At 62.9% G+C, this 3,838-nt stretch carries 4 protein-coding genes; 1 reads left to right on the plus strand and 3 read right to left on the minus strand.

The features are described 5' to 3' along the window. Window positions 1-909, minus strand: a 909-nt coding sequence (glyQ, locus tag AC1D0Z_RS17420; protein ID WP_477659474.1) for a glycine--tRNA ligase subunit alpha, incomplete at its 3' end; no start/stop codon positions are given. 81 nt (window positions 910-990) lie between these two features. Then, window positions 991-1,959 carry a LysR family transcriptional regulator gene (locus AC1D0Z_RS17425; protein ID WP_477659477.1) on the minus strand — a complete coding sequence of 323 codons (969 nt, stop codon included), beginning with the start codon at window positions 1,957-1,959 and terminating at the stop codon, window positions 991-993. A 147-nt stretch (window positions 1,960-2,106) separates the two neighbouring features. Between AC1D0Z_RS17425 and AC1D0Z_RS17430 the strand changes: the two genes are divergently transcribed. Continuing rightward, window positions 2,107-2,880 carry an SDR family oxidoreductase gene (locus AC1D0Z_RS17430; RefSeq protein ID WP_477659475.1) on the plus strand — a complete coding sequence of 258 codons (774 nt, stop codon included), beginning with the start codon at window positions 2,107-2,109 and terminating at the stop codon, window positions 2,878-2,880. Window positions 2,881-2,969: 89 nt separating this feature from the next. On the opposite strand, the gene AC1D0Z_RS17435 is transcribed toward AC1D0Z_RS17430, so the two are convergent. Further along, window positions 2,970-3,838 (minus strand): asparaginase (locus AC1D0Z_RS17435; RefSeq protein ID WP_477659476.1); only part of this gene is annotated, 869 nt, incomplete at its 5' end.

The raw sequence follows: 3,838 nt of genomic DNA on the forward strand, positions 1-3,838 counted from the left end.
CTTCGCCATCTGCTCTACCCACTCGCGCGGCGCCATCGGGAAACCCAGGCGCTCGCGGCTTTCGTAATAGCTTTGCGCTACGGCGCGTGCCAGGTTGCGGATGCGGCCGATGTAGGCGGCGCGTTCGGTCACGCTGATGGCGCCGCGGGCGTCCAGCAGATTGAAGCTGTGGGCAGCCTTGAGCACCTGCTCATAGGCAGGCAGGGCCAGTTGCACGTCGATCAGGTGTTTGGCCTGCTTTTCATGCGCCGTGAAAGCGGTGAAGAGAAAGTCGGCGTCGCTGTGCTCGAAGTTGTAGGTCGACTGCTCGACCTCGTTTTGTTTGTAGACATCGCCATAGCTCAACTTTGAACCATCAGGACCTTCGGTCCAGGTCAGGTTGTAGACGTTGTCGACGCCTTGCAGGTACATGGCCAGGCGCTCCAGGCCGTAGGTGATCTCGCCGGTGGCGGGTTTGCAGTCAATGCCGCCGACCTGCTGGAAGTAGGTGAACTGCGTGACTTCCATGCCGTTGAGCCAGACTTCCCAGCCCAAGCCCCAGGCGCCCAGCGTCGGGTTTTCCCAATCGTCTTCGACAAAACGGATGTCATTTTTCTTCAGGTCAAAGCCCAGCGCTTCCAGCGAGCCGAGGTAGAGCTCAAGGATGTTGGCCGGCGCCGGCTTGAGCACGACCTGGTACTGGTAGTAGTGCTGCAGGCGGTTGGGGTTCTCGCCGTAGCGGCCGTCCTTGGGGCGGCGGCTGGGCTGTACATAGGCGGCTTTCCAGGGCTCGGGGCCGAGCGCGCGCAGAAACGTCGCGGTGTGCGAGGTGCCGGCGCCGACCTCCATGTCGTAGGGCTGCAGCAGCGCGCAACCCTGGTCAGCCCAATAGGACTGCAGCTTCAAAATAATTTGCTGGAAAGTAAGCATAAGAGTGGAGTTTTGCCAAACGCGGGGCACCTGGATTGCAGGCCCGGGGAGCGGCGCCTCAGGTGGCGGCCGCCAAGCCGGTCATTTTACGCGGCGGCGTGCAGCCGCCTTGAGGGGAGCCTTCGCCGGCGGCATCTGGGCGGGCGGAACATACCAGCCGGGCCCGGTCTTGAAGGCTTCGACCAGAAAGTCCACCATGACGCGGACCTTGGCGCTCAGGTGCCGGCGGCTGGGGTACACCGCCAGCACGTCGATTTCAGGCATGCGGTAGCCCGGCAGCAGGGGCACCAGCCGGCCTTCGCGCAGGTCTTCCCCAACCAGAAAGGCCGGCTGCCAGATGATGCCCAGGCCTGCCACGGCCGCTTCGCGGGCGGTATCGCCGTTGTTGGCGTGCATGATGTAGTTGACCTTGACCACATGCGGCCGCCCTTCGCCATCGGTGAAATGCCATTCATTGGCGGTGGCTGCATAGGTGTAGCCCAGGCAGCGGTGGGCCGCGAGGTCGGCGGGCACAGCCGGGCGGCCGTGCTTTTTCAGGTAGGCCGGTGCGGCGCAGAGGATGTTGCAGGAAGTCGCGAGCTTGCGTGCCGCATGGGTGGCCGGCCCCGCGCGCGAGACAYGTATGGCCAGGTCATAGCCTTCTTCCACGATGTCCACCACACGGTCGCTGAGGGCAATGTCGAGCTCCACTTCCGGATAGCTTTGCATGAAACGCGGCCACAGCGGCGCCAGGTGCCTGATACCAAAGCTCACAGGCGCGTTGATGCGCAGGCGCCCCCGCGGCTGCAGGGTGGCCGACGAGGCCAGCGCCTCCGCGTCGGCAACCTCTTCAAGAATCGACTTGCTGCGCTCATACAGCGCCTCGCCGCTTTCGGTGAGCGAGAGCTTGCGGGAGCTGCGGTTGAGCAGGCGTGTGCCCAGGTGGGCTTCCAGCTCGTTGATATAGCGGGTGACGTTGGCCGGCGAGGTGTCCAGCGCATCCGCCGCACGCGTGAAACTGCCGCGGCCCACGACGGCGGCAAACACTTCAAACGCACGCAACCGGTCCATTGCAGCTCTCATCATTCATAAAAGATGAATGATTAAATCATTTTTACGGCCTTCCTCCAACAGAAGATGAAACTTACATTGGACTCATCGGCAGGCAGGAGCCCACCGAACCAGGAAACCCGTTCACCAACGACAAAGGAACTTGATATGACCTCGCAAACCACTTCGTTCACTCCCCGCTTTGCCAACAAGACCGTGCTGGTCACCGGCGGCAACAGCGGCATCGGCCTGGCCACCGCATTGCAATTCGCCGCGCAAGGCGCCCGGGTCGTCATCACCGGCCGCGACCAGGCATCGCTAGACCAAGCTAAAGCCCAACTGGGCACGGGCGCCATCGCCCTGCGCAATGACGCGGGCGCCAGCGGCTCGGCCAATGCACTGGCCGCCGCGCTGGTTGCCGAAGGGATTACGCTGGATGCGGTGTTCATCAACGCAGGCCTGGCCAAATTCGCCCCGCTGGAAAGCGTGGACGAAGCGCTCTGGGACGACACCTTCAACGTCAACGTGAAGGGGGCGTTCTTTGCCATCCAGGCGCTGTCGCCGCTGCTGAACACGGGCGCCGCCATCATCCTGAACGGCTCGATCAATGCCCACATCGGCATGCCCAACTCCAGTGTTTATGCCGCCAGCAAGGCCGCGCTGATTTCGCTGGCCAAAACCCTGTCAGGTGAAMTGGTCGCGCGCGGCATCCGCGTCAATGTGGTGAGCCCCGGCCCGGTCACGACGCCGCTGTACGGCAAGCTTGGCGTGCCCGCAGACCAGCTCGGCGCGCTGGCCGCCAGCATCCAGGCGCAGGTGCCGGTCAAACGCTTCGGCACGCCCGATGAAGTGGCCAGCGCCGTGGTGTATTTGTCGTCGCCCGAAGCGGCTTTTATTGTCGGCACCGAGCTGATCGTCGACGGCGGCATGAGCCAGCTGTAAGCACCCCGCACACGCCGCGCAAAAAAAAGGGCGATGCCGTTGCYGGCATCGCCCTTTTGTTCTGTTTTTACTGTTGTGGCTGCGTGAACTCAGTACTGCCAGAAGATGCGCTGCAGTTCCTTGCTGTCAATATTCTTCGTCAGCGCCACGGCGGCCAGGATGCGCGCCTTTTGCGGGTTCAGGTCATGCGCAACCACCCAGTCGTATTTGTCATCGGGCTGCTCGGCGTTGCGCAGCACAAAACCTTCAGGCACACGCGAGGAACGCACAACCTGGATGCCCTTGGCGCGAACTTCCTGCAGCGCGGGAACCACGCGGTCGGCCACGGAGCCGTTGCCGGTGCCGCCATGGATCAGGGCCTTGATGCCGGTCTTGCCAACGGAGTCGACCAGCGAACGAGGAACGTTGCCGTAGCCATAAACGATGTCGACCGGCGCCAGCGCTTCGAATTCATCAATGTTGAATTCGGACTGCGCGGTGTGGCGCTTCACGGGCGCGCGGAACCAGTAGTTCTGGCCTTCCACCACCATGCCCAGCGGGCCCCACTGGCTCTTGAAGGCCTCGGTCTTGATGTTGATGGTTTTGGTGACATCGCGGCCGCTCTGCAGCTCGTCATTCATGGTGACCAGCACGCCTTTGCCGACGGCATCCTTGCTGGCAGCCACGCTCACGGCGTTAAACAGGTTCAGCGCGCCGTCGGCCGACAGCGCCGTACCCGGGCGCATGGAGCCGACCACGACGATGGGCTTGCTGGTGCGGATCACGAGGTTCAGGAAGTAGGCGGTTTCTTCCAGCGTGTCGGTGCCGTGGGTGACGACGATGCCGTCCACGTCGGGTTGCTTGACCAGGGCCGAGATGCGCTTGCCCAGCTTCATGAGGTTGTCATTGGTGAAACTCTCGGAAGCGATTTGCGAGACCTGCTCGCCCTTCACGTTGGCAACATTGGCCAGCTCTGGCA

It is taken from the genome of Polaromonas sp. P1_E3, from assembly GCF_056405935.1.